Below are 24210 nucleotides of genomic sequence, written 5' to 3'. Positions count from 1 at the left end.
GTTCATCGCGCCGGCCCGGCCCGTCAGGGCAGGTGGGCCCCCACGTGCAGGGCAACGGCGCCGCCGGGCGGCACGGTGACCCTGGCCGTGCCGTCGGCGGCGACCTCGACGGACCCGCCCGAGCAGGCTTCGGCGGCCATGGGTGTGCCGCCACCGGTCACGACGTCGCAATAGCGGCCGGCGGCCCCGGTCTGAAACCGGCGGGCCAGCGGTTCGTCGCCCGCGTTCATGGCGACGAACCCGCGCTCGCCGCGGCTGAACGCGTAGCCGTCGCCCCGGGTCCACGAGTTTTCGAGCGGCGCGTCGCCGACGGCGCTCCGCCAGAGCACCATGCCGGCGATCGCGTCCCAGCGGTGCTGGCAGACCCAGTCCCCGTCGGCATGGCTCACCTCGGGCCCGACCGTGCCGCAGTCCGCGTCCTGCACCCGGCCGGATGCGTCCTGCGCCGGCCCGTCGTCGCCGGCGCTGAAGGCGTAGCCGGAGTAGAGCACGGGGGAGCCGTAGGGGAGGGCCAGGGTGAGCACATTCGCGAGAACGTACTGGGCGCCATCCGTGTAGTTCAGGGTCTCCCCGTTGCGTTCCGTGTCGTGGTTGTCGACGAAGGTGCGGGCGATGCGGCCGGGCAGGAAGCCCCAGTCCTCGCCGAATCCCTCGCTGACGCTCATCGTGCCGGACTCGACCATGCCCTCCAGTTCGCGAGCGAAACCGAACTCGAACACGTCGCCGTTGCCCGTGTACATCTCGGGCCGAACCGCCTCCCGGGAACCGCGGATGACCTCCTGCACGACGTAGGTGTCGAGTGGCAGCGGCGCGAGGATCGCCGCCAGGTCGGCGGCCGGGATGTGCTTGGCCGCGTCGATCCGGAAGCCGTCGACGCCGAGCGAGAGCAGGTCGGCCAGGTACGCCGTGATGGTGGTGCGCACGTGCGGCGTCTCGGTGGCCAGGTCGGCGAGGTTCACGAGTTCGCAGCTCTGCACGTCGAACGCGGCCCGGTAGTTGGCGATGTCGTCGCCCTCGCCCCGTCCGCAGTGGTGGAAGTCCCCGGCGGCGTCGGAGTAGAGCCCCGGGTAGTCGTAGTGCCCGTGGCGGCTGCCGGCCCAGCCGACGCCGGGTTCGTCCCGGCCGGTCATGTGGTTCACGACGGCGTCGGCGAGCACGTCGACCCCCGCCTCGTGGCAGGTCGACACCATCGACTCGAACTGCTCCCGCGTGCCGAGTCGGGACTCGACGCGGTAGCTGACCGGCTGGTAGCTCGTCCACCACTCCGGCCCGGTGACGTGCTCGTTCGGGGGAGAGGCGAGCACCCAGGCGATGCCGTTGGGGCCGAGGGTGTCGGTGCATTCGCGGGCGATCGAGTCCCAGTTCCACTGGAACAGCTGCACGCCCACGTCGTGCGTGCCGGCCGGCTGGTCCGCGGCGACGGTGCCCGCAGTCGACAGCCCGGAGCATCCGGAGAGCAGGGCGACGGATGCCGCGATCAGCGTCGCCGCGGCCGGCATTCGAACAGAGACCACGGCACCGCTTCCCGCGCAGCCCCAATGCAAACGCTTGCACCGAGACTAGTACGGCCGGCGTTCAGGAGGGTGACCACCGTGCGGCCGGGTAGTCGATCCGATACGCCGTCGCGCTCGTGACGAGCGGTGTGCCCTCGGCGAGGTAGAACGGCAGGGCGCGGTCCTCGTGCTCGATCGGCGGGTGGCCGCCGGCCCGGATGACACGCCACCACGGAACATCCGACCCGTAGTTCGACATGACCTGGCCGACGGCCCTCGCGGCGCGCGAGCCGAGCGCGGCGGCAACGTCGCCGTAGGTCATCACCCGGCCGGGTGGGATCGTGTCGACGATGTCGAGCACGTGCGCCACGAACGCGCTGTCGGGGGTGAAACGCACCGCTACAGCTGCAGCGCGCCGATGGTTTCGCCGTACTGGGTCTGCCCGACGTCCCGGAAGCCGATCCGGTGGAAGAACTCCTCCGGGCCTTCTTCGCCCGGCTCCCAGATCACGTTGATGTGGTCGAACCCGCGCGAGCGGGCCTCCTCGGCGAGGGCCTCCGCGGCGAACTTGCCCACGCCCTTGCCCTGGGCCGCCGCGTCGACGTTGATCCGCCAGATGCACGCGCGGAACTCCTCGTGCTCGGCTTCGGGGTCGAAGTTGCCGTGAATGAAGCCGACGACGTCGTCGCCCTGGAGCACCACGCGCTGCCAGGCGGTGGCCGGGTTGATGACGGTGGCCGATGCGGAATAGGAGACCGGTGCGATGAATTGCTCCTGGCCCGGTTTCAGGCTCAGGTTATTGGCCGCAACGATGTTGCGTGCGGACAGTTCTTCCAGTCGTAGCGTCGCCATGGGAACAGGCTAACCTGCGGCCGGTCCGGTCGGTAGTCGGCAGCCGTACGCAGAGGATGAACTCTCGGCAAAGTCTCTCGATGTCAAGATACTTGCACTCCTCTAGTAAGCTTGGCGTCGGCCATTCGCGGCCCACCTACTTTTTGAGGAGAACCATTGTCGAAGATCAAGGTTGAAGGCACAGTCGTCGAGCTCGACGGCGACGAGATGACCCGCATTATCTGGCATGCCATCAAGGACACGCTGATCCACCCGTACCTCGACATCGACCTCGAGTACTACGACCTGTCGATCCAGAAGCGCGACGAGACCGACGACCAGATCACGGTCGACGCGGCACACGCCATCCAGAAGCACGGCGTCGGCGTCAAGTGCGCGACCATCACGCCCGACGAGGCGCGGGTCGAGGAATTCGGCCTGAAGAAGATGTGGGCCTCGCCCAACGGCACCATCCGCAACATCCTCGGCGGCACGATCTTCCGCGAGCCGATCATCATCTCCAACATCCCCCGCCTGGTTCCGGGCTGGAACAAGCCGATCATCATCGGCCGCCACGCGTTCGGCGACCAGTACAAGGCCACGAACTTCCGCTTCGAAGGCGAAGGCACGCTCAGCATGACCTTCACCCCGAAGGATGGCAGCGCGCCGCAGCAGTTCGAGGTCTTCCAGTCGCCCGGCAGCGGTGTCGCCATGGGCATGTACAACCTCGACAAGTCGATCACGGACTTCGCCCGCGCCTCGCTCAACTACGGCCTCGAGCGCAACTACCCGGTGTACCTCTCCACGAAGAACACCATCCTCAAGGCCTACGACGGCCGGTTCAAGGACATCTTCCAGGAGATCTTCGACGCCGAGTTCAAGTCCGCCTACGAGGCTGCCGGCCTCACCTACGAGCACCGCCTCATCGACGACATGGTGGCATCCGCCATGAAGTGGGAGGGCGGTTACGTCTGGGCCTGCAAGAACTACGACGGCGACGTGCAGTCGGACACCGTCGCGCAGGGCTTCGGCTCGCTCGGCCTGATGACCAGCGTGCTCTCGACGCCGGACGGCAAGGTCGTCGAGGCCGAGGCCGCCCACGGCACCGTGACGCGCCACTACCGCCAGCACCAGCAGGGCAAGCCCACCTCGACCAACCCGATCGCGTCGATCTACGCCTGGACCCGTGGGCTCACCCACCGGGCCAAGCTGGACGACAACGCCGCCCTGGCCGAGTTCGCGCTCACGGTGGAAGACGTCGTCATCAAGACCGTCGAGAGCGGCAAGATGACCAAGGACCTCGCCCTGCTCGTGGGTCCGGACCAGGCGTTCCAGACCACCGAGGAGTTCCTCGCTGCGATCGACCAGAACCTGCAGGCGCGCCTGGCCTGACCGTTTCGCACGGCCCCGCCGGGCTGTGCGGCGGATCGACGGCCCCGACCTCACCAGGTCGGGGCCGTTCCGCGTCCGTGGCGGGGCATCGGTCAGGAGGGCCTGTCCTTGCTGGCGAGGGGCGCCTGCCGGGGGAAGAATGTTGAGCATGCGAACCTTTGCCCATGCCGCACGCCGGTATCCGATCGTCGCGGCCACCATCCTGGTCGCCCTGGTCGGGGTGGTCCTCTGGCTGAGCGGTGAGACCGCAGGGGTGCGGTGGCTCTTCAGTGGCTTCGGCCTGTTCGTCGCCGGGATCGAGGCCGTCGGCATGGTCAGGCAGCTGCGCCGGGGCAGCTTCGGCATCGACTTCCTCGCCATCACGGCCATCGTCGCCACCGTGCTCGTCGGCGAGTACATCGCCACGCTCATCATCGTGCTCATGCTCTCCGGCGGAGCCGCCCTCGAGGACTACGCGGTCAGCCGCGCCAAGCGGGAGCTGAACTCCCTGCTGAAGCGCGCACCGCAGATCGCGCACCGGGTGCGAGACGGGCAGGGAGAGGTCGAGGATGTCCCGGCGGGCCGGGTGCAGGTCGGCGACGTGATCCTGGTGCGCCCGGCCGAAATCGTCCCCGTGGACGGCGACCTCGTGTCCGAGACGGCGTCCTTCGACGAGTCGTCCCTGACCGGGGAAAGCCTCCCGGTCGAGCGCGGCAGCGGCGATCCCGTGCTCAGCGGATCCATCAACGGAACGGCCGCGGCCACCGTCCGGGCGACCGCGACCGCCTCGAACAGCCAGTACCAGCAGATCATCGCGCTGGTCGAGGAAGCGGCGGCCAGCAAGGCGCCCGTCGTGCGCCTCGCCGACCGCTACGCGGTGCCGTTCACGGCCGTGTCGCTGGCCATCGCGGGCCTCGCCTGGTTCTTCAGCGGAGATCCGGCCCGTTTCGCCGAGGTGCTCGTCGTCGCCACCCCGTGCCCGCTGCTGATCTCGGCGCCGGTCGCGTTCATGGGCGGCATGAGCCGCGCCGCCCGCAACGGAATCATCGTGAAGGGCGGCGGCGTGCTCGAGAAGCTCGCCCGAGCCCGCACCGTCGTGTTCGACAAGACCGGCACGCTCACCCACGGCCAGCCGACCATCGTCGCCGTGCGCCCGGAGCATCCGTTCACGGAGCGCGAGGTGCTCGCGCTCGCGGCGTCCGCCGAGCAGTACTCCTCCCACGTGCTCGCGGCGTCCGTCATCGCGGCCGCCCGGGACCAGGGCGTGGAGCTCACGAGCACCGAGCAGGCCGGCGAAGTCGCCGCTCGCGGGGTGGTCGCCCGCTTCGGCGAACGCGAGGTTTCGGTCGGCAAGCTGTCCTTCATCATCGACCGTGCCCCGGATGCCGCCGCCACGCCGCTCGACGGCGGCGAACTCGCGATCTACGTGGCCGTCGACGGGGAGTTCGCCGGGAGCCTCGTGGCCAGCGACCGGCTGCGCGACAACGCGAAGGCCACGATCGCTGCATTCGCGGCCCGCGGGGTGCGCGACACCGTCATGCTCACCGGGGATGCCCGGCCGACGGCGGAGCACATTGCGGGGCTGGTCGGCATCACTCGCGTGCAGAGCGACTGCCTGCCGGGCGACAAGGTGAACGCAGTGAAGGCGATCTCCCGCCGCCCGGTCATCATGGTGGGCGACGGCGTCAACGACGCTCCGGTGCTCGCGGTCGCCGACATCGGGATCGCGATGGGAGCCAGGGGTGCGACGGCCGCCAGCGAATCGGCCGACGTCGTCATCCTGCTCGACGACCTGTCCCGCACGGCGCGCGCCGTCGCCATCGGGCAGGACACGATCCGGATCGCGCTGCAGAGCATCTGGCTGGGAATCATCCTGAGCCTGGGCCTCATGGTGGCGGCCGCGTTCGGGTTCATCCCGGCCACCGCCGGGGCGCTCGCCCAGGAACTCGTGGACCTGGCCACGATCCTGAACGCCCTGCGCGCGATCGGCGGCCGGCGGGATGCCGCGCGCTCCGCCGTGGCGGTGCCTGGGCGCGCTGCACCCTCATTCGCCAGGGATTGAGCGTCATGCCCCCAGTACGGGGGTGATTGTCGACACAATGCACCGGTCATCGGCTAGTTTTTGACTCGTGCACGTCCCTCGGCCGGGGGGCAGCATGCCATTCAACGACGAACGGATTGGACACCACAAGTGACCTTACGCACCCGGCGACCGAGCACCTCGGGCCACGAACCACGATCAAGCCGCGCGCTGCTCCGCAGCGCGACCGCCCTCACACTGACGGTCGGGATGGTGGCCGCTGCGGCCCTCCTCGGCGGAACCGCGGCAACGGCCGTGGCCCAGCCCACAACCAGCGCGGCGGCGGCCAAGCCGTCCGCGAGCTTCGAGGACGGCCGCTACGTGGTCACCCTGGCCGCCAGCGCAGTCGCCACCTACTCCGGCGGGGTCAACGGTTTCGCGGCCACGAAGCCGGCCAAGGGCAAGCAGCTCGACGCCCGGTCGAAGGGCTCGAGGGCGTACGCCGGCCACCTCAAGGCCCAGCAGAAGAAGATCGCGGCGGCCGCGGGCGTGAGCATCGACTACTCCTACACGACCGCCATCAACGGCTTCGCTGCCACCCTCACCGCGGCCCAGGCCGCCACGCTCTACGCCAACCGTGCCGTGCTCTCGCTGGAGAAGGACTCGATCCGCCAGATCACGGCGCAGTCCTCGACCGAGTTCCTCGGCCTCGGCAAGGCCGACGGCCTCGGCGGTCTCTGGGAGTCCACGGGCGGCGTCGCCACGGCAGGCGCCGGCGTCGTCGTCGGCATCGTCGACACCGGCATCGCGCCGGAAAACGCCTCGTTCGCCGGTGCTCCGCTGGGCACGACCAGCGGCGCCGCGCCGTACCGCACGGCCGACGGCAGCATCAGCTTCGCCAAGTCCGACGGGGGCACCTTCACCGGCGCCTGTGTCACCGGCGAGCAGTTCACCGCCGCCGACTGCAGCACCAAGATTGTCGGAGCCAGGTACTACGTCTCGGGCTTCGGAGCCTCGCAGATCGGTGACGCGAGCGTCGGCGAGTACGTCTCCCCGCGAGACGGCGACGGACACGGTTCGCACACCGGCAGCACCGCCGTGGGCAACCACGCCGTCGCGGCATCCGTCGGCGGCATCGACTTCGGCACCATCTCGGGTGTCGCTCCGGCAGCCAAGATCGCCGCATACAAGGTCTGCTGGTCGGGTCCCGACGCGGTCAGCCAGGACGACGACGGATGCGCAACCAGCGACCTCGTCGCCGCGATCGACCAGGCCACCACGGACGGCGTTGACGTGATCAACTTCTCCATCGGCGGCGGAGCGGCCCAGACCACGGTGTCCGCCACCGACATGGCCTTCCTCGGCGCGGCATCCGCCGGCATCTTCGTCGCAGCCTCGGCCGGCAACTCCGGCTCGGCGGCGTCGACGCTGGACAACGCCTCACCGTGGATCACCACCGTCGCGGCCAGCACCATCCCGAGCTACGAGGCCACCGCCACCTTCGGCAGCGGCGCGAAGTTCGCCGGTGGCTCGATCACGGTCCCGACGACCGGTGTGACCGGTTCCCTGGTGCGCGGCGACCTCGTCGCGGCCCGCCGCGGCGTCGACCCGCTGCTCTGCGGACCGGGTTCGCTCGACCCGACCAAGGTGGCCGGCAAGATCGTCTTCTGCGCACGCGGCGTGTACGCCCGCGTCGACAAGTCGGCCGAGGTCAAGCGCGCCGGTGGTATCGGCATGGTGCTGGTGAACCCGTCGTCGAGTTCGCTCGACCTGGACCAGCACTCGGTTCCGTCCGTGCACCTGAACGGCGACGCCTACGCCACGGCCTTCGCCTACGCCGGCACCGCCGGTGCGACGGTGACGCTCACGCCGGGCAACGAACTCGGCACGACGCCGGCCACGCCGCAGGTTGCCGGATTCTCCTCGCGGGGACCGGTCCTGGCGGACGGCAGCGACATCATCAAGCCGGACATCTCGGCCCCCGGTGTCGCCATCCTCGCCGGCGGCGCCAACGCCGCGGGCCAGGCCGGCACGTACAAGTTCCTGTCCGGAACGTCGATGTCGTCGCCGCACATGGCCGGTCTCGCCGCGCTGTACTTCGGCGAGAAGCCCACGGCCAGCCCGGCCGAGGTGAAGTCGGCGTTCATGACCACCGCCTACGACACGAAGAATGCGACCGGCGGAGCAGTGACCGACCCGTTCACGCAGGGGGCGGGCCACGTCGACCCGACGAAGTTCTTCAACCCGGGCTTCGTCTACCTCAACGGCGCGGGCGACTGGTGGTCCTACATCAAGGGCGCCGGCTACACCTGGCAAGGCTCGGACGATGTCACCGCGATCGACCCGTCGAACCTCAACCTGGCGTCCATCGGCATCGGGTCCCTCACCAAGGCCGAGACGGTCACCCGCACGGTGACGTCCACGCAGGCGGGCACCTTCACCCCCACGGTGATCGGACTCAACGGCATCACCGCGGTGACCTCACCGGCGGAGCTCGTGTTCGACTCGGCCAACCAGGTCAAGTCCTACACGGTGACGTTCACCCGCACCACGGCGCCCCTCGACACGTTCGCGACCGGTTCGCTGAACTGGACGAGCGGCACCACCGTGGTGCACAGCCCGCTGGCGGTCAAGCCCGTCACGATCGAGGCGCCCGGTTCCGCCAACGGAACCGGCGTGTCCGGCTCCGTGGAGATCGCCGTGACGCCGGGTTCGACCGGCCCCATCGCCCTGACGACCGACGGCCTCGCGGCCGGCGTGCAGCTCAAGGAGAAGAAGGGCGGCCCGGGCAAGGCCTACAGCGGTAACGGAGTCGCCGGCACGGAGATCACCTTCAACGTGCAGGTTCCGGCGGGGACGGCGCTGCAGCGCTTCGACCTCGACTCGCTGACCGATGCCGCCGACCTGGACCTCATCGTCTACCGGCTGGACGGCAAGGGCGGCACCGCGGTCGATGGCTGGCAGTCGGCCACGGCGGCGACGGACGAACACGTCGACCTGATGAACCCGACCGCCGGGTACTACCAGGTCATCGTGTCGGTCTTCAGCGGCAACGACACCTACGACCTGACCAGCTTCTCGGTCATGCCGGACGGCGGCGTCGGAACCCTCACGGTCCCGGCCTCCATCGACGGTGTCCAGGGCATCGAAACGCAGTACACGGCGTCGTGGTCCGGGCTGGCTTCCGGGACCGATTACCTGGGGCTGGTGCGCTACGGCACCTCCGGCTTCTCGACGATCGTGTCGGTGAAGAACTAGCACCAACCGAACCAGCACTAGCGGAGAGGCGGCGACGGATGGCAACATCCGTCGCCGCCTCTCTCTCTGCCTGCCGCGCACACCGTAACCTGAGGGGATGCGACGAGAGGGGATGCGACGAGCTCGGCCGGTGAGGCCCCGCTTCTCCCGTGACGTCTACGTGCTCGGCGTCATCGCGTTCTTCGTCATGGTCGGGTTCGGCGTGGTCGTGCCGGTGCTGCCCGTGTACGTGCGCAGCTTCGGAGTCGGCTATGTCGAGGTGGGGGCCGTCGTCTCGGCCTTCGCCCTGATGCGGCTGGTCGCCAGCCCGTTCTGCCCGCGCTTCATCGACTGGTGGGGCGAGCGCACGACGCTGGCCGTCGGGATCGGAATCGTCGCCGTGTCCAGCGGGCTGGTCGGCATCGCCCAGGACTACCCGCAGCTGCTCCTGCTCCGCGGTGTCGGCGGCATCGGCTCGGCCATGTTCACCGTGTCGGCGATGACGCTGCTGCTCGGTTCGACGTCGCCGGGCATCCGGGCCAGGGCGATCGGTTTCTACCAGGGCGGCTTCCTGATCGGCGGCATGGCCGGCCCCGCGCTCGGCGGGCTGCTGGCCACGATCTCGCTGACCGCCCCGTTCTTCTTCTACGCGGCGACCCTCGCGGTCGCCGGACTGGTCGGCCTCGTCCTGCTGCGCCCGGCCACCCGCGCCGCCGCCGCCGGTTCCGGCGCCCAGGCCGATCGCATCCCGTTCCGCACGGTGCTTCGCGACCGCCGCTTCCGCGCCGCCTGCCTGGCCAACTTCTCGCAGGGCTGGACCTCGTTCGGCGTGCGCAACTCCCTCATCCCCGTGCTCGTCGTCGAGGTGCTCAAGGGTCCCAGTTCGTGGACGGGCCTCGCCTTCGCCGCCGCGGCGGTCGCCCAGACGCTGGCGCTCGGCCCGGCAGGCCGGTTCGTCGACCTGGTCGGCCGCCGGCCGGCGATGATCGGGGCCTTCGCGCTCGCCGCCGTGACGATCCTGGCCGTACCCTTCGCGGGCAACATCTGGCTGCTCACCGGCCTGCTCTGCCTGTACGGGGTGGTGGCGGCGTTCATGGGGACCGCGCCGGCCGCGGCGGTCGGGGACGCGGCCGGGGCATCCGGGGGGCGGCCCGTGGCCGTGTTCTCGATGTTCGCCGACGTCGGCGCCATCGTCGGGCCGCTGGTCGCGGGCCTGCTCGCCGACACCCTGTCCTACCCGGCCGCGTTCGCGGTGGGGGCGGTGCTGTTCCTGGCGACGTCCGCCTACGCGATGCGGATGCCGCGGGAGACGCGCGTCAGCTGAGTTCCTTGCGGCCGGAGATGACGCCGCTGACCGTGGCGACGAGCGCGAAGACCGCTGCGACGACGGGCTGGTCGAGGTCCCACCAGGCTAGTGCCGCCGCACCGAAGACGGCGATCTCGACGACGGCCTTGCCGAACGGGTCGAGCCGGAACACGGCCTTGGGCGAGCGGAACAGGCCCCAGAGCACAATCGCGACGGCCGGCGCCAGGATGCCCACGAGCACGCCGGGCCAGGGCAGCGGCCACGCGGCGAACCCCCAGAAGCCGAGGCTGACGAAGGCGAAGAGCTCCAGCAGGAACCTCAGGACGTCGTTGGGGCCGATCGTGGTCTCGCCTGTCTCTTTCACCCGCCAATCCTACCGACCCTGTCCCGTCACCGACTCCCCGCGAAACCGCAGTTGTGCGCGCTAAAACGCGTTCATAACGCGCACAAGTGCGGTTTCGCGGGAGGGGAGAGGGGGTTATCTGAAGATGATGGTGCGGGCGCCGTCGACGAGCACCCGGTTCTCCGCGAACCACTTGACCGCCTGGCTGAGCGTGCGGCTCTCCTCGTCCTGGCCGATCGCGACGAGCTCGCCCGGCGTGCGGGAGTGGTCCACGCGCACGACGTTCTGCTCGATGATCGGTCCCTCGTCGAGGTCGCCGGTCACGAAGTGCGCGGTCGCGCCGATCAGCTTCACCCCGCGGGCGTGCGCCTGCCGGTACGGGTTGGCACCCTTGAAGCCGGGCAGGAACGAGTGGTGGATGTTGATGGCCCGGCCGGCGAGGCGCTCGCACAGTCCGGGGGAGAGGATCTGCATGAACCGGGCGAGCACGACGAGCTCGATGTCGTTCTGCTCGACCGCGTCGACGACGCGAGCCTCGAACGCGGCCTTGCTGGCGGCATCCGTGATCGGCAGCGACTCGAAGGGCACGCCGTAGAAGCCGACCAGGTCACGGAGGGTGCCGTGGTTGCTGAGCACCAGCGGGATCTCGACCGGCAGCTGGCCGGCGCGCTGGCGGAAGAGCAGGTCGTTGACGCAGTGCCCGGCCGTCGAGGCGAGCACGAGCGTGCGGAGAGGGCGGCCGACGACGTCGATGACGGAGGTCATCTCGTAACGGTCGATCACGGGGGCCAGCCCGGCCTCGAGCTCCGCCCGGTCGGCGGGGGACTCCACCTGCAGGCGCATGAAGAACCGGCCGGTGTCGGCGCTGGAGAATTGCTGGCTCTCGGTGATGTTCCCGCGGGCCCGCACGATCGCCCCGCTGACCGCGTGCACGATGCCGGGCCGGTCGGCGCAGACCAGCGTGACCACCCAGTGGTGGTGGGCAACCGGCGGCGGGTTACTGCTCATGCCCCCAGATTAGCGGCCCCCAGGCGGCCGCGCGCCCGTCGGTTAGACTGCTTGCGGCCGTCGGAATCCGCTCGGCCCCGGGCGCGCACGTTGGCGCGCAGTCGATCCTTGCCCCGCCCCACCGGTGTGAACGGCAGGATCCGCCGTCCGTGAGCCATGGCCCCATGTCGAAAACCACCCCCCACGTTCCGCTCCGCGGCCAGGCGGCCTTCCCCTGGCTCGGTCTGATCACGCTCTCCTCCGCCGTCTTCCTCTCGGTGACGAGCGAGATGCTGCCGACCGGGCTGCTGCCGGAGATGAGCCGGGACCTCGACGTCACCCAGTCCCGGATCGGGCTGCTCGTCAGCTGGTTCGCCTTCACCGTGGTGCTCACGAGCACGCCGCTGGCCCACCTGACCCGACGCCTGCCCCGGCACGGGCTGATCGTGGCCGTGCTGATCGTCTTCGCGCTCAGCAACGTGCTCACTGCCGTCGCGCCCACCTACGAGTTCCTCGTCGTCTCCCGGGTGGTCGGCGGGATGGCCCACGGGCTCTTCTGGTCGGTCGTCGGCGCCTACGCCGCGCACCTCGTGCCGAAGGAGCAGATCGGCCGCGCCGTGTCGATCACGATCGCCGGCGGAACCGTGGCCTTCGTCTTCGGCGTGCCCGTCGCAACGGCCGCCGGGCAAGTGCTCGGCTGGCGCCTGTCGTTCGCCGTGCTTGCCGGGCTCATGCTCGCCGGTGCCGTGCTCGTCTGGCGCCTGCTGCCGCCGGTCGAGCACTACGCCGGCACGACGGATGCCGCGGCATCCGCCCCCGGCGCCGCCCCGCCCCGCGGGGACCCGACGGTCCCCGCCGTCGTGCTGATCTGCATCATCACGGCGGTGACGATGATCGGCCACTTCACGTTCTACACCTACATCGCGCCGTTCCTGATCGAGGAGGTGGGCGTCGGGTCCGAAGGCGTCGCGCCCCTGCTCTTCCTGTTCGGGATCGCCGGCGTCGTCGGCCTCATCCTCGCCGGAACGGTCTTCGGCCCCCGTCCGCAGCGCGGCCTGCTGGTCAGCCTCGCGCTCGCCGCAGTCAGCGTCACCGTGCTCGCCGTGTCCACCGAAACGCTGCCGGTGGCCGTCACGGCCTTCGTGCTCTGGGGGCTCGCCTTCGGCGTGCTGCCCCCGCTGATGCAGACCAGGCTCCTGCACGCGGCCTCGCACCGCATCCGCGACACCGCGAGCGCGTTCTACACGACCGCGTTCAACACCGGGATCGGCGGCGGCGCCCTGCTCGGGGCGGTGCTGCTCGACACCGTGGGACTTGACGTCGTCCCGTTCGTCTACGCCGGCATCCTCGTCGCCGCGTTCACGCTCGCGCTGGTCAGCGGGCGGATCGTGCGCCGACGGGCGACCTGAGCCGGCCAGGGAGCCCGACAATACGCGGGCATGTGCCGGTGACAGACGTGCTCGTCACAGACGAGCCGGGCACCCGCCCGGGCTGATAGGATCGTTCGTGTCGCAACTGGCGTAGCACGAAGATGGGTCACCATCGGGGAGCGACTGACACGGTTAGTGGCCGCACGCCTGGGCCGCAGCATCCACCGATATGTCTAAGGAGACCCCGTGTCCACCACCGTGCCAGCCCACTCCGTGCCTTCCACGTTCAACGATTCCCTGCAGGACGTCGACCCCGAGATCGCCGCCGTCCTCGAGCAGGAGCTCGGACGCCAGCGCGACTACCTCGAGATGATCGCCAGCGAGAACTTCGTTCCGCGCGCCATCCTGCAGTCGCAGGGTTCCGTGCTGACCAACAAGTACGCCGAGGGCTACCCGGGCCGCCGCTACTACGGCGGCTGCGAGTACGTCGACGTCGCTGAGCAGCTCGCGATCGACCGGGCCAAGGCCCTCTTCGGCGCCGAGTACGCCAACGTGCAGCCGCACTCCGGGGCGACCGCCAACGCGGCCGTGCTCTCCGCGATCGCCACGCCCGGCGACACCATCCTCGGCCTCGAGCTCGCCCACGGCGGCCACCTCACCCACGGCATGAAGCTCAACTTCTCCGGCAAGCTGTACAACCCGGTCGCCTACGGCGTCGACCCCGAGACCTTCCGTGTCGACATGGACGTCGTGCGCGACAAAGCACTCGAGCACAAGCCCAAGGTCATCATCGCCGGCTGGTCGGCCTACCCGCGCCACCTCGACTTCGCGGCCTTCCGCAACATCGCCGACGAGGTCGGCGCGCTGCTCTGGGTCGACATGGCGCACTTCGCCGGCCTCGTCGCCGCCGGGCTGCACCCGTCCCCGGTTCCGCACGCCGACGTCGTCTCGAGCACCGTGCACAAGACCCTCGCCGGTCCCCGCTCGGGCTTCATTCTCTCCCGCGACATGACGCTGGCCAAGAAGCTCAACTCCAACGTGTTCCCCGGCCAGCAGGGCGGCCCGCTCATGCACGTCATCGCCGCGAAGGCGACCGCGTTCAAGCTGGCGGGCGAGCCCGAGTTCAAGGAGCGCCAGGAGCGCACCCTGCGCGGCGCGAGCATCCTCGCCGACCGCCTCACCGCCGAGGACTCGAAGGCCGGCGGCGTCGACGTGCTCACCGGCGGAACCGACGTTCACCTCGTGCTCGCCGACCTCCGCAACTCGCCGATCAACGGCCAGCAGGCCGAGGACGCCCTGCACGAGGTCGGCATCACGGTCAACCGCAACTCCGTCCCGTTCGACCCCCGCCCGCCGATGGTGACCAGCGGCCTGCGGATCGGCACGCCGGCCCTCGCCACGCGCGGCTTCGGCGACGCCGAGTTCACCGTCGTCGCCGACATCATCGCCGAGGCGCTCAAGCCGGATGCCGACATCCCGGCCCTCCGCGCCCGGGTGAAGGTGCTCACCGCGGCCTTCCCGCTCTACCCGGGCCTGCAGCAGTAACAGCCAGACCCGGCCCCGGCCCTCGCCGGGGCCCGGGCCGAATTCGCTGAAGGACTGACCGACAGAATGGATCACTCATGACGGCAATCACTCTCGACGGGGTCGCGACGGCGTCCGCGGTCAAGGCCGAGCTGGCCGAACGCATCTCGGCCCTCCGCTCCCACGGCATCGTGCCGGGCCTCGGCACCCTGCTCGTCGGCGACGATCCCGGATCCCGCTCCTACGTCGCGGGCAAGCACCGCGACTGCGCCGAGGTCGGCATCGAGTCGATCCGGATCGACCTGCCCGCCTCGGCGACCTCGGCCGATGTGCGGGCCGCCATCGCCGACCTCAACGCCAGCCGCGAGGTGACCGGGTACATCATCCAGCTGCCGCTGCCGGTCGGCCACAACGACAACGCCATGCTCGAACTGATCGACCCGGCCAAGGATGCCGATGGGCTGCACCCGACCAACCTCGGCCGGCTCGTGCTCGGTATCGAGGGCGAGCTCAACTCGCCGCTTCCCTGCACCCCGGCGGGCATCGTCGAGCTGCTGCGCCGCTACGACGTGCCGATCGTCGGCCGGAAGGTCGTCGTGATCGGCCGCGGACTCACCGTCGGCCGTCCGCTCGGCCTGCTCTTCACCCGCAAGGGGCTGGATGCCACGGTGACCCTCACCCACTCGCGCACCGTCGACCTGCCGGGCGAGGTCCGACGGGCGGACATCGTCGTCGCCGCCGTCGGGGTGCCGCACCTCGTGCAGGCCGACTGGGTCAAGCCCGGGGCGGCCGTGCTCGACGTCGGCATCACCCGGGTGACCGACCCGGTCACCGGCAAGGGCACGCTGACCGGGGATGTGCATCCGGATGTCGCGGCGGTCGCCGGCCACCTCTCGCCCAACCCCCGCGGCGTCGGACCGATGACCCGCGCCATGCTGCTGGGCAACGTGGTCAAGGCCGCCGAACAGTCCCTCCGCAAGTAGCGGGCCCCCGGCACATCCGGGGCACGATGGAGGCAGAGCGACCGAGGAGGTCCGGTGGATCGCCAGCCAGGGCACGACACCCGGACCGTCCGGCTGGCCATGCTCCAGGCGAGGGCGGAGCCGCTGGCCCTCACGGAGAACCTCGCCCTGGTCGACGCCTCCGCCCTCGAGGCCAGGGAAGCCGGAGCGGACCTTCTGCTCACGCCGGAACTGTTCGCCACCGGTTATGCACCGACGCTGATCGCCGAGTCCGTCTCGGCGGCGTCGGTCGCGGGCGCCCACGAGTCGCTCCGGGCGATCGCGGCGAACCGGGGAATCGCGCTCGCCTTCAGCCTGCCCGGACCGGGCCCGGCCGACGAGCGGGAGATCACGGCGACCCTCGTCGACAAGACCGGCACGGTCATTCTCGGCTACGCCAAGTCCCACCTGTTCGGGCCGGCAGAGCGCTCCAGTTTCCGGCCGGGCGCGGAGGCGCCCCGGGTCGCGGAGCTGCTGGGCCTGCGCATGGCGTTGCTGATCTGCTACGACGTCGAGTTCCCGGAGACGGTGCGTGCCGCGGCGCTCCGGGGCGCCCAGGTCGTGCTCGTGCCGACCGCCCTGGCCGCGGGGTACGAAAACGTCGCCCGGGTGCTCGTGCCGGCCCGCGCGCTCGAGAACTCCCTGATCGTCGCCTACTCGAATCACGTCGGCGTCGAGGACGGACTCGAGCTGGCCGGTGCGAGCGTCGTCGCCGGGCCGGACGGAAACCTCCTCGTCGACGCGGGGAGCGCCTCCGGCCTCGTCTACGCCGACCTGTCGGTCCCCGACGTGGACGTGGACTACCTCGCCGACCGCAGACCCGGGCTCTACCGAGCCTGGGAACAGAACCGCACGACTGAGGAAACGTGAATCAATGACCCTGGCAACCAATCTTCCGCACACACCCCTCTCCGGCGAGGCCGGCGGGCTGCCGATCACCATGCTGAACCCGGACTTCCCGTTCAGCTACGACCACTACCTGGCGCATCCGGCCGGACTCGGCGAGGTGCCCGCACTCAAGCACGGCACGAAGGTCGCCGTGATCGGGGCCGGGTTGTCGGGCGTGATCGCCGCCTATGAACTCCTGAGGCTCGGCCTGCACCCGGTGCTCTACGAGGCCGATCGCATCGGCGGACGGCTGAAGACGCAGGGGTTCGCCGCCGCGCCGGGTGTCGTCGCCGACCTCGGCGGTATGCGGTTCCCGGAGTCGGGCCGGGCGTTCTACCACTACGTCGACACGGTGGGCCTCGAGACCCGGGAATTCCCGAATCCGCTCTCCGACGTGGCGCCGAGCACGTTGATCGAGCTCCAGGGCGAGTCGTGGTACGCGGAGACGGACGAGGACCTCCCGCCGTTCTTCACCGAGGTGGCGGATGCCTGGCGCCGCGCCCTGCTCGAAGACGCTGACCTCGCCGCGATCCAGGGCGCGATCCGGCGGCGCGATGTCACGGGGATCAAGAAGATCTGGAACCGGCTCGTGGCCGACCTCGACGAGCAAACCTTCTACGGTTTCATCGGCGCCAGCGCGGCCTTCCGGGAGAAGAGCTTCGCCCACCGGGAGGCGTTCGGGCAGGTCGGCTTCGGCACGGGCGGCTGGGACACCGACTTCTCCAATTCCATCCTCGAAATCCTCCGGGTCGTCTTCACGGACGCCGACGACAAGCACCGGCGTATCGTCGGCGGGGCGCAGCGGCTGCCGGACGGACTCTGGACGCACGCACCGGAGAACATCGTGCACTGGCCGGCCGGGACGACACTGTCGAGCCTGCACAACGGAGTGCCCCGCGGCGCGGTGGCGTCCATCCGGCGCGGGCCGGGCGGCGGCATCCGGATCGGCGAGAAGTGGGGCGGGGCCAGCGAATTCGAGGCCGCCATCGTGACCTGCCAATCATGGCTGCTCTCCGCGCGCATCGACACCGAAGAGGGCCTGTTCCCGCCGAGGCTGTGGACCGCCATCGAACGCAGCCACTACATGCAGTCCTCGAAGACATTCGTCATGGTGGACCGCCCGTTCTGGAACGACATCGACCCGGAGACCGGCCGCCACGTGCTGAGCATGACGCTCACCGACCGCCTGCCCCGGGCGACGTACCTGATCGACGACGGACCGGACAAACCCGCGGTGATCCTGCTCTCGTACACCTGGAACGACGACGCACTGAAGTGGCTGTCGCTCAGCGCGGACGAGCGAACGACCCTCATGCTGCACTCCCTGCGTCAGATCTACCCCAAGCTGGACATCGGTTCGCACATCGTCGGTGAACCGATCACCGTCTCCTGGGAGGCCGACCCCAACTTCATGGGGGCGTTCAAGAACAACCTGCCCGGCCACTACCGGTATCAGGAGCGTCTCTTCGGCCACTTCATGCAGGACGAGCTTCCGGACTCCCAGAAGGGCATCTTCCTCGCCGGTGACGACATCTCGTTCACCGCCGGCTGGGCGGAGGGTGCCGTCACGACCGCGCTCAACGCGGTCTGGGGAACGGTGAAACACCTCGGCGGACGCTCCGCGGCCGGCAACCCCGGCCCGGGGGACCTGTGGGAGGAACTCGCGCCCGTCGTCCTGCCGTAGTCAGGACGCGCCCGGGCTCGCGCACGCCGGCTCCAGCCCCGGATGCGCGCCGGCTCAGCCCGGATGCGCCCCGGCTGCGCGCCGGCGTGCGCCCCGGATCAGTCCTGGATGGCTGCGCGGTGCAGGGCGGAGTGCCTGAGGTACTCCTCGGCGTTGTGGCGGTTGCCGGCGATCTCGTCGTCCGTCAGTGCCCGGCGCACCTTCCCCGGCACCCCGGCGACCAGCGAGCCGGGGGGAACCACGGTTCCCTCGAGCACGACCGCGCCGGCAGCGACGAGGGAGCCGGCGCCGATGACGGCGCCGTTCATGACCGTCGACGCCATGCCGATCAGCACGTCGTCTTCGATCGTGCAGCCGTGCAGCACCGCGCCGTGGCCGACCGACACATTGCGCCCGACGGTGAGCGGGTAGCCGCCGTCGACGTGGCAGGACACGTTGTCCTGCAGGTTCGACCGCTCGCCGATCGTGATCGGCTCCGCCTCGGCACGGAGCACGGAGTTGTACCAGACGCTCGCCTGCCCGGCCAGGCTGACCCGGCCCACCAGGACGGCTCCCGAGGCCACGAAGGCGGAGTCGGCCACGCTCGGGGCGGGAAGGTTCGGGAGCGCGATGATGCGCGCGGAAGGATCGATTGCCATACCCGCAGCCTAGTCGCGGCGGCCGTTTAGACTTTCGGGCATGGTGAACACCGAACATCCCGCCGTCGACCTCGTTCGCAGCGCGCTCGGCCGGCACGGCCTCCACCCCGAGGTCCGCTGGTTCGACGAGGCGGCCACCACCGCCCAGGCCGCGGCAAAGGCCCTCGGCATCGAGATCGGCGCGATCGCCAACTCGCTCATCTTCACCCTCGACGGCGAGCCGCTGCTCGTGCTCACCAGCGGCGCCCACCGCGTCGATGCCGCGTGGCTGGGGGAGCAGCTGGGCGGCACGATCGGGCGGGCCTCCAAGGAGACCGTCAAACAGGCGACCGGGCAGGTGATCGGCGGGGTCGCGCCGGTGGGGCATCCGTCGCCGGTGCGCACCCTGGTGGATGTCGCGCTCGCCGGCTACCCCGTCGTCTGGGCGGCCGCGGGCCACGCCCACACGGTGTTCCCGACCACGTTCGACGAGCTGATGCGCATCACCGGCGGCAGGGCCACCGCCGTCGTCCCCTAGGGTGGGACCACTCCCAACCAAAGGATCGTCCATGCGCGCTCGTCATGCCCTCCCCGCCCTCGCCGCCATCGCAACCCTGTTGCTGACCGGCTGTGTCGACAATTCCGCGCCGAGCGCGGAGGGGAGCCCGGCACCGTCCGGGACGGTCGTCGAGAAGGATGACGCGGCCGCCGCGCTCCTGCCGGACTCGCTCGCGAAGGCGGGCACCCTCGTCTTCGGGACCAGCCCGAACTACGCGCCGAATGAATTCAAGAACGATGCGGGCGAGCCCATCGGCTGGGCCATCGAGGTCAGCGACGCGATTGCGGCGAAGCTCGGGCTTACCTCGAGCTACACGATCGCCCGGTTCGAAAACATCATCCCCGGGATCGTCGGAGGCACGATCGACGTCGGCCAGTCCTCCTTCACCGACAACCTGGAGCGGGAGAAGCAGGTCGACTTCGTGAACTATTACACCGCGGGCATCCAGTGGGCCTCGGCCACCGGCAAGACGGTGGACCCGGACAATGCCTGCGGACTCAAGGTCGCCGTGCAGTCGACGACCTACCAGGACACCGTCGAGATCCCGGAGAAGAGCGCCGCCTGCGTGGCCGCGGGCAAGAAGCCGATCGAGAAGGTTGCCCTGGACACTCAGGATGCCGCCGCCACCGCCGTGACGCTCGGCCAGGCCGACGCGTTCACCGCCGACTCGCCCGTCACCCTCTATGCGATCGAACAGCTCAAGGGCAAGCTGCAGACCGCGGGGGAGACCTTTGACGCGGCGCCCTACGGCATGGCCGTCGCCAAGGATTCCGGCATGGCCGAAGCCGTGCAGGCGGCGCTGCAGTCCATGGTCGACGACGGCTCCTACGCCGAGATCCTCGAGGCCTGGGGAGTTTCGGACGGTGGGATCGACACGATCACGATTAACGCGGCCTCGAAGGGCTAGGGTCCGCGCCGGCGCGAGGCGCTCCGGGCCGGAATAGGCTGAACCCATGCGCGCAGCAACGGGACACCAGTACGAATTGACGGCGGCGACGCCGGCCGGGCCGGCCCGGGCGACCATCACCGAGGTCGCGGCCGGCCTCCGGGCGTATTCCGTTGGCGGCATAGACCTGGTCGAAACCTTCCCGGCCGGGGCGGTGCCGCCGAAGGCCGCCGGAATCGTGTTGGTTCCCTGGCCCAACCGCATCCGCGACGGCGTCTGGGTTCACGACGGCGTGAAGCGGGAGCTCGCGCTGACCGAGCCGGCCCTGCGCAATGCCAGCCACGGCCTGCTCCGGTTCGCTCCCTACCGCGAGCTCGACCGCACGGCGGGATCGGTCACCCTCGGCGCCACGGTCTTCCCGCAAACCGGCTACCCGTTCCAGCTCGACACCGAGGTCACCTATACCCTGGCCGCCGACGGCCTCGAGGTCACCCACCTTCTGCGGAACGTCGGGCAGGCGGATGCCCCGGTCGCACTCGGCGCCCACCCGTACCTGAAGATCGGCGACGTGCCCACCGGCGACCTCGTGCTGCGGGTCGCGGCCGGTACCCACATCGACGTCGACGACCGGCTGAACCCGGTCGGCGAGACGCCGGTCGACGGCACCCCCTTCGACCTCCGGAACGGCCAAACGGTGCGGGACCTCGACCTCGACGACGGCTTCGGCCGCGTGGCCTCCACGAACGGGCGCACGGAGCACTCTCTCACCGCGCCGGACGGACGCCGCGTCGTCCTTTGGGGCGACGAAAACATGCGTTACGTGCAGGTCTTCACGCCGCGGAACTTCCCGATCAGCGCCGGGGACGGCGAGCCCGTGCGCGGGCAGGCCGTAGCGATCGAGCCGATGACGGCGCCCGCCAATGCCTTCAACACGGGAGCAGGTCTCCACTGGCTGACGCCGGGGGAAACCTGGACCCTGCGCTGGGGCATCCGCCACAGCGGCTTCTAAGACAGGACGTCCCTGACCAACGATTCGTTCTCGGTCTTCCCGGCGCGCAGCACCGCGTACCCGCCGACGAGCAGCGCGAACGGCAGGACCACCAGAACCCAGCCGATCGGGCTCAGCCCCCACGACGTCACCGTCGGGTCAACACCCTCGGCCACCGTCCCGGCGAGAAGTCCGAACCGGCTCATCAGCAGGTACTCGCCGAGCACCAGGCCGACGGTGGCCAGGATCGGGGCGATTACCGTCTGGAAGACGTTTTCACTGCCCTTGTTGCGGTGGAAGTACACCACGATTGCGACGCACACGAGGATCTCGATCAGCACGATGGAGATCACGGCCAGGCCGCTGAACCAGAAGAACAGGTTGAGCACCGGGTCGAGCCCGAACACGGCAAACACGGTGATCACGAGCCCGGTCAGCACCGACGTGACGATGGATGCCGCCGCCGGGGCGCCGCGGCCATTGACCCGGCTGAGCGGTTTCGGCAATGCGCCGCCGCGACCGAGCGCGAACAGGCAGCGGCTCGCGGAGTTCTGGAAGGCCAGCAGACCGGCGAAGAGGCTGGAGAGCACAAGGATGCTCATGACCGTGGCCATCCACGGCCCCACGTACTGGGTGGCCAGGGCGAAGAGAACGGCTGCCGGGTCGGCCAGGGGTACGTCTCCGACCGTCGAGAACTCAACGGTCTTCTCGACCACGGACGACGCGCCCATGCCGGTCACCATGGCGAACGCCGTCAGTGCGAAGAGGGCAGTGATGAGACCCACCGCAAGGTAGGTGGCTCGCGGGACGACCTTCTTCGGGTCCTTCGATTCCTCGCCGTAGATCGCCGTGGCCTCGAACCCGATGAAAGAGGCGAAGGCGAAGGCGAAGGCGATGCCGGCCGAGCCGGCGAGGCCGCCGGCAACAATCGCAGCGGGATCGAAGGAGGCCCAGACGTTGATGCCCTCCGGGCCGCCGTCGGCGAGGATGGCCACCGAGGTGACGACCAGGGCCGCCACCTCGAGCAACATCAGCACTCCGAGGACCTTCGCCCCGACGTCCACGCTGAGCAGGGACAGCAGGGTGACGACCGCCCAGGAGAGGAGCGACCACGCCCACCAGGGAAGCAGGCCGACCTGACCCGACATGACCGCGCCGAAGAACCCGTAAATCGCCAGCTGGATCGCGAGGTAGGCGAGGATCGAGACGAACGCCGATGCCCCGCCGAGGTGCTTGCCGAGGCCCCGGCCGATGTACGCGAAGAACGCCCCGGCGTTGGTGACCCGCTGACTCATCGCCGCGTAGCCGACGCTGAACAGCAGCAGCGTGATGCCGACAACGAGGTAGGCGCCGGGGGCCGCCGCCCCGTTGCCGAGCACGATGGCGACCGGGACAGCCCCGGTCATGCCGACCAGCGGGGCCGCTGCGGCGACCACGAAAAAGACGATTCCGATGACGCCCAGTCGCCCCTGGCGCAGGCTCGTTTCTGGTTCGGTGGGGGACGTGGTGCGGGTGGTCGTCATGGTTTTCTCCTCTGTGACGTCATGGGTTCAGTGCGGCGGCGGGATGGAATGCCGGATCAGCTGCCGTAGTGCATCCAGACGCCCTTGGTCTGGGTATATGCGTCGATGGAATAGGGCCCCATTTCGTTGCCCCAGCCGCTGGTTTTGAACCCACCCCAGGGCGCGGCCATGTCGGGCACCGGGGGCATGTTCACGAAGATGGCGCCGGCGCGGATGCCGTTGGCCAGGCGGTGAGCCACCGTCATGTCCTTCGTCCAGACCGTGGCGGCGAGCCCGTAATCGGTGTCGTTGGCGCGGTTGATCAGGTCCTGCAACTCGTCGTCATCGTCGTAGGACATGATCGAGAGCACCGGTCCGAAGACCTCCCTGGTGGCGATGTCCATGCCGTCGCGGACGCCAGCGAAAATGGTCGGCTGGTAGAAGAAACCCTGGTCGCCGGACCTGGCGCCACCGGTGATCAACTCCGCGCCCTCTGCCCTGCCGGCGGCCACGAGGGCCTCGACGTGGGCGAAGTGCTTGGCCGAAACCAGCGGGCCCAACTGGCTGGTCGGGTCGATTCCGGGTCCGATCTTCATCCCGCTCACGCCGGCAGCCATCTTCTCGACGAACTCGGCCTCGCGCTTCTTGTTCACGTAGAAGCGGGTGTACGCGGCGCACACCTGGCCGGAGTTCAACATCCCGCCGGCAATGTTCCCGCCGACTGCCGCGTCGATGTCCGCATCGGCTGCGATGATCGAGGGGGCCTTGCCGCCGAGCTCGAGCGTGACCTTCTTGAGGTTGGAGGCGGCAGAACCGGCGACGATCGAACGGCCCACGGCGGTGGAGCCGGTGAAGGAGACCTTGTCGACCTTCGGGTGGTCCACGAGGGCCTGGCCCGTTGTCCCATCGCCGGTCACCAGGTTGATCACGCCGGCCGGGAAGCCGGCCTGGACGGCCAGTTCGACAAGACGGATGGCGGTCAGCGGCGTCTGCTCCGCGGGCTTGATGACGACCGTGTTGCCGGTGGCCAGGGCCGGGGCGAGCTTCCAGGAGAGGATCATCAGCGGGAAGTTCCACGGCGTGATCAGCGCGCAGACGCCGATGGGCTCGCGGCGGGTGTAGTGGTGCGTGTCCGGGAAGGAAATCGGGGAGGTGCGGCCCTCGATCTTGGTTACCCAGCCGGCGTAGTATCTGAAGTGCTCCGCGGCCCCGCTGACCGAAATGTTGCGGGAGATGCCGATCGGCTGTCCCTGATCCCTGGTCTCGAGTTCTGCCAGTTCGTCGGCGTGGGCCTCGATCAGGTCGGCGAGCTTGAACAGCAGCCGCGCCCGCACGACCGGGAGCATGTCGCGCCACTCCGGGGCGTTGAAGGCCACCTGGGCCGCGTCGACGGCGGCATCCACATCGACGGCACTGGCAAAGCCGACCTCCTCGATGATCTCCTCGGTGGCCGGGTTCCACGTCGTGATGGTGCCGCCGGTCGCGCCGGTCCACTCACCGTTGATGAACAGCTTCGTTGGCATTGTGTGACTCCTCGTCGAGTACCTAGCCGGCAGGATGCGGCAGTGGCCCCCGGTGATCGGAGGCTCTATCCCGACTCTCT

General features: G+C 69.7%; 20 protein-coding genes and 1 riboswitch. Of the genes, 12 read left to right on the top strand and 8 right to left on the bottom strand.

Annotated elements, in window-relative coordinates:
• Positions 1-23: 23 nt before the first annotated feature.
• The 3 genes from E3T54_RS03665 to E3T54_RS03655 form a co-directional block, all read right to left on the bottom strand.
• Complete coding sequence (locus tag E3T54_RS03665; protein ID WP_241977035.1) at positions 24-1514, bottom strand: alpha-amylase family protein; 1491 nt, start codon at positions 1512-1514, stop codon at positions 24-26.
• Between the two features lie 61 nt (positions 1515-1575).
• On the bottom strand, positions 1576-1890 hold the full coding sequence (locus E3T54_RS03660) for an MGMT family protein (protein WP_134474615.1): 315 nt from the start codon (positions 1888-1890) through the stop codon (positions 1576-1578).
• A 2-nt stretch (positions 1891-1892) separates the two neighbouring features.
• A complete protein-coding gene (locus tag E3T54_RS03655) occupies positions 1893-2345 on the bottom strand; it encodes a GNAT family N-acetyltransferase (protein WP_134474614.1) in 453 nt (150 codons plus the stop codon).
• A 156-nt stretch (positions 2346-2501) separates the two neighbouring features.
• Here E3T54_RS03655 and E3T54_RS03650 point away from each other — a divergent pair, with 156 nt between their 5' ends.
• The 4 genes from E3T54_RS03650 (at position 2502) to E3T54_RS03635 (ending at position 10276) form a co-directional block, all read left to right on the top strand.
• The gene (locus E3T54_RS03650; RefSeq protein WP_092322260.1) at positions 2502-3716 is read left to right on the top strand and encodes an NADP-dependent isocitrate dehydrogenase; all 1215 of its coding nucleotides are present in this window, start codon (positions 2502-2504) and stop codon (positions 3714-3716) included.
• A 148-nt stretch (positions 3717-3864) separates the two neighbouring features.
• Positions 3865-5757 (top strand): heavy metal translocating P-type ATPase, encoded by a 1893-nt coding sequence (locus E3T54_RS03645; RefSeq protein WP_134474613.1) that lies wholly within the window; start codon positions 3865-3867, stop codon positions 5755-5757.
• A 129-nt stretch (positions 5758-5886) separates the two neighbouring features.
• Positions 5887-8973, top strand: coding sequence for a S8 family serine peptidase (locus E3T54_RS03640; protein ID WP_241977034.1), 3087 nt, complete (start codon positions 5887-5889; stop codon positions 8971-8973).
• A 130-nt stretch (positions 8974-9103) separates the two neighbouring features.
• Positions 9104-10276 carry an MFS transporter gene (locus E3T54_RS03635; RefSeq protein ID WP_241977033.1) on the top strand — a complete coding sequence of 391 codons (1173 nt, stop codon included), beginning with the start codon at positions 9104-9106 and terminating at the stop codon, positions 10274-10276.
• Here E3T54_RS03635 and E3T54_RS03630 read toward each other — a convergent pair.
• Together E3T54_RS03630 and purU are read right to left on the bottom strand one after the other, a co-directional pair.
• On the bottom strand, positions 10269-10622 hold the full coding sequence (locus tag E3T54_RS03630) for a YrdB family protein (RefSeq protein WP_134474611.1): 354 nt from the start codon (positions 10620-10622) through the stop codon (positions 10269-10271). The genes E3T54_RS03635 and E3T54_RS03630 overlap by 8 nt on opposite strands.
• A 114-nt stretch (positions 10623-10736) precedes the next feature.
• The gene (purU, locus tag E3T54_RS03625) at positions 10737-11609 is read right to left on the bottom strand and encodes a formyltetrahydrofolate deformylase (RefSeq protein ID WP_134474610.1); all 873 of its coding nucleotides are present in this window, start codon (positions 11607-11609) and stop codon (positions 10737-10739) included.
• A 164-nt stretch (positions 11610-11773) separates the two neighbouring features.
• Between purU and E3T54_RS03620 the strand changes: the two genes are divergently transcribed.
• The 5 genes from E3T54_RS03620 (at position 11774) to E3T54_RS03600 (ending at position 18055) form a co-directional block, all read left to right on the top strand.
• Positions 11774-12997 carry an MFS transporter gene (locus E3T54_RS03620; RefSeq protein WP_134474609.1) on the top strand — a complete coding sequence of 408 codons (1224 nt, stop codon included), beginning with the start codon at positions 11774-11776 and terminating at the stop codon, positions 12995-12997.
• Between the two features lie 92 nt (positions 12998-13089).
• Positions 13090-13178, top strand: a riboswitch (ZMP/ZTP riboswitch).
• A 26-nt stretch (positions 13179-13204) separates the two neighbouring features.
• The gene (gene glyA / locus E3T54_RS03615) at positions 13205-14503 is read left to right on the top strand and encodes a serine hydroxymethyltransferase (RefSeq protein ID WP_134474608.1); all 1299 of its coding nucleotides are present in this window, start codon (positions 13205-13207) and stop codon (positions 14501-14503) included.
• A 77-nt stretch (positions 14504-14580) separates the two neighbouring features.
• Positions 14581-15465 carry a bifunctional methylenetetrahydrofolate dehydrogenase/methenyltetrahydrofolate cyclohydrolase gene (locus E3T54_RS03610; protein ID WP_092322248.1) on the top strand — a complete coding sequence of 295 codons (885 nt, stop codon included), beginning with the start codon at positions 14581-14583 and terminating at the stop codon, positions 15463-15465.
• Positions 15466-15519: 54 nt separating this feature from the next.
• Positions 15520-16353, top strand: a complete 834-nt coding sequence (locus E3T54_RS03605) for a nitrilase-related carbon-nitrogen hydrolase (protein WP_241977032.1) — start codon at positions 15520-15522, stop codon at positions 16351-16353.
• A 4-nt stretch (positions 16354-16357) separates the two neighbouring features.
• Entirely contained in the window at positions 16358-18055 is a 1698-nt protein-coding gene (locus E3T54_RS03600; protein WP_134474607.1) for an NAD(P)/FAD-dependent oxidoreductase, read from the top strand.
• Positions 18056-18153: 98 nt separating this feature from the next.
• Here E3T54_RS03600 and E3T54_RS03595 read toward each other — a convergent pair whose 3' ends face one another.
• Positions 18154-18693 (bottom strand): gamma carbonic anhydrase family protein, encoded by a 540-nt coding sequence (locus E3T54_RS03595; RefSeq protein ID WP_134474606.1) that lies wholly within the window; start codon positions 18691-18693, stop codon positions 18154-18156.
• A 40-nt stretch (positions 18694-18733) separates the two neighbouring features.
• Between E3T54_RS03595 and E3T54_RS03590 the strand changes: the two genes are divergently transcribed.
• From E3T54_RS03590 to E3T54_RS03580, 3 genes are read left to right on the top strand one after another with little or no spacing between them, the layout of a single operon-like run.
• Positions 18734-19210, top strand: coding sequence for a YbaK/EbsC family protein (locus tag E3T54_RS03590; RefSeq protein WP_134474605.1), 477 nt, complete (start codon positions 18734-18736; stop codon positions 19208-19210).
• Positions 19211-19241: 31 nt separating this feature from the next.
• Positions 19242-20138, top strand: coding sequence for an ABC transporter substrate-binding protein (locus E3T54_RS03585; RefSeq protein ID WP_134474604.1), 897 nt, complete (start codon positions 19242-19244; stop codon positions 20136-20138).
• Positions 20139-20184: 46 nt separating this feature from the next.
• Complete coding sequence (locus tag E3T54_RS03580; RefSeq protein ID WP_134474603.1) at positions 20185-21126, top strand: aldose 1-epimerase family protein; 942 nt, start codon at positions 20185-20187, stop codon at positions 21124-21126.
• On the opposite strand, the gene E3T54_RS03575 is transcribed toward E3T54_RS03580, so the two are convergent.
• Positions 21123-22628: an APC family permease gene (locus tag E3T54_RS03575; protein WP_134474602.1), complete on the bottom strand. Its 1506-nt coding sequence runs from the start codon at positions 22626-22628 to the stop codon at positions 21123-21125. The genes E3T54_RS03580 and E3T54_RS03575 overlap by 4 nt on opposite strands.
• Before the next feature lie 56 nt (positions 22629-22684).
• Positions 22685-24130: an aldehyde dehydrogenase gene (locus tag E3T54_RS03570; RefSeq protein ID WP_134474601.1), complete on the bottom strand. Its 1446-nt coding sequence runs from the start codon at positions 24128-24130 to the stop codon at positions 22685-22687.
• Positions 24131-24210: the final 80 nt, after the last annotated feature.

The organism is Cryobacterium sp. Sr8 (assembly GCF_004403225.1).
GTDB lineage: Bacteria > Actinomycetota > Actinomycetes > Actinomycetales > Microbacteriaceae > Cryobacterium > Cryobacterium psychrotolerans.
Note: the sequence above shows the minus strand (reverse complement) of the source record. Positions and strands in the feature narration are given on the sequence as shown.

Coding starts and splice junctions, on each gene's coding strand:
- E3T54_RS03655 (WP_134474614.1), bottom strand. CDS start 2,345: ATGGCGACGCTACGACTGGAAGAACTGTCCGCACGCAACATCGTTGCG.
- E3T54_RS03645 (WP_134474613.1), top strand. CDS start 3,865: ATGCGAACCTTTGCCCATGCCGCACGCCGGTATCCGATCGTCGCGGCC.
- purU (WP_134474610.1), bottom strand. CDS start 11,609: ATGAGCAGTAACCCGCCGCCGGTTGCCCACCACCACTGGGTGGTCACG.
- E3T54_RS03620 (WP_134474609.1), top strand. CDS start 11,774: ATGTCGAAAACCACCCCCCACGTTCCGCTCCGCGGCCAGGCGGCCTTC.
- E3T54_RS03610 (WP_092322248.1), top strand. CDS start 14,581: ATGACGGCAATCACTCTCGACGGGGTCGCGACGGCGTCCGCGGTCAAG.
- E3T54_RS03600 (WP_134474607.1), top strand. CDS start 16,358: ATGACCCTGGCAACCAATCTTCCGCACACACCCCTCTCCGGCGAGGCC.
- E3T54_RS03595 (WP_134474606.1), bottom strand. CDS start 18,693: ATGGCAATCGATCCTTCCGCGCGCATCATCGCGCTCCCGAACCTTCCC.
- E3T54_RS03590 (WP_134474605.1), top strand. CDS start 18,734: ATGGTGAACACCGAACATCCCGCCGTCGACCTCGTTCGCAGCGCGCTC.
- E3T54_RS03585 (WP_134474604.1), top strand. CDS start 19,242: ATGCGCGCTCGTCATGCCCTCCCCGCCCTCGCCGCCATCGCAACCCTG.
- E3T54_RS03580 (WP_134474603.1), top strand. CDS start 20,185: ATGCGCGCAGCAACGGGACACCAGTACGAATTGACGGCGGCGACGCCG.
- E3T54_RS03575 (WP_134474602.1), bottom strand. CDS start 22,628: ATGACGACCACCCGCACCACGTCCCCCACCGAACCAGAAACGAGCCTG.
- E3T54_RS03570 (WP_134474601.1), bottom strand. CDS start 24,130: ATGCCAACGAAGCTGTTCATCAACGGTGAGTGGACCGGCGCGACCGGC.